At 70.0% G+C, this 1,144-nt stretch carries 1 protein-coding gene; it reads right to left on the reverse strand.

The annotated features are described in order from the left end of the window. Positions 1-297: 297 nt before the first annotated feature. On the reverse strand, positions 298-474 hold the full coding sequence (locus tag VR44_RS45940; protein WP_169790996.1) for a Vps62-related protein: 177 nt from the start codon (positions 472-474) through the stop codon (positions 298-300). Positions 475-1,144 lie beyond the last annotated feature (670 nt).

The following is a 1,144-nucleotide window of genomic DNA, read 5'->3' on the forward strand; positions in this document are numbered from 1 at the left end:
GTCCTGCCGACATCCGGGCTCTTCCCTCGCGGCCGCCGGCGGTAGGACGCCGCCGAGGTCCGCGGACGGCACAGGCCGGCCGAGGGTCCCCGCGGTGTCGTTCTCCGGGAAGCGGCCAGCTGGGTACCGTCGTGGCGGGTGACCTGGATCGTGTGGTCGCCGACCCACGGCGAGGCTGTACGTGGTGGTGACCGAGGCGCTGGCGACGCCGGAGCTGACGTGAAGGTGTTCGGCGCGACCAGCGCCCGGTGGCCGCCGTCTCGTCCGTCCTGGTAGGCGGGCGGCACCTGATTCGCCTCACGCTGAAGTAGGCCTTCGCCCCGGTGCCCTCCGCACACACACCACGTCCGTCAGTGCGGGCTTGTCGTAGGTGTTCTCCGACATGACACAGCCCATGGCCACGCAGCCGCCGGGTGCGACCGGACGCCAGCACGCGCCGTAGTGCTTGCCGCCGCTGCTCACGTCCTTCCACACGACAGGCAAGCTCCAGCTCGCCGAAGATCATCGAATTGGCCAAGACCGCTCCGTTGGGCCGGGTTTCATCCCGATCTCCCGAGATTCCTTGATCCAGTTCGGCCATGCGCCTCCCCCGCACGGGGCCGCCTTCCCCGCCTTGGCGGAGCGCACCCTCAGGCTCTCGGGAGCACGTCGCACCGCCCGGCGGGCAGTTTCCTCCCTCGCCACGGCCGCGGCGGCGTCGCAGGAGTTGGTCGTGGGTGGTGTCGGTGTCACGCAGTTCGTCGATGTCTTTGTCGATGTCGGCGCTGTGGCCGCGGGCCGGCAGACGTCGGTGTCGAAGAGCCCCGTCATGCCACCTCCCCCATTGCCTTCGTAGGCATGACAAGAACTATCAGTTCCTTGATCATCACGGTCAATCGGCATCCGTGGGCCGGGTCCGTCGTGATCGGGTCGGTCCTGCGGCCGGTGCGCCGGCGGGAATGCCCGCGGCGGGCAGGGGAGCGGACGGACCCATGCGGCCAGAACCTGACGGCAAGACAAGAGTGATCGGAAGGCGGCTGCGTCCCCGCCCGTTCCGGACTCGCCCCCGTGATCCGGGCCAATGGCAGGGACCACCGCTGCGTGTGCTCCAGGGAGGGAGACGGGGAGGGACGATCGTGTGCCGGCAGGCCGCCCCGTCCAGCGC

This window comes from Streptomyces katrae (assembly GCF_000966975.1).
Lineage (GTDB): Bacteria > Actinomycetota > Actinomycetes > Streptomycetales > Streptomycetaceae > Streptomyces > Streptomyces katrae.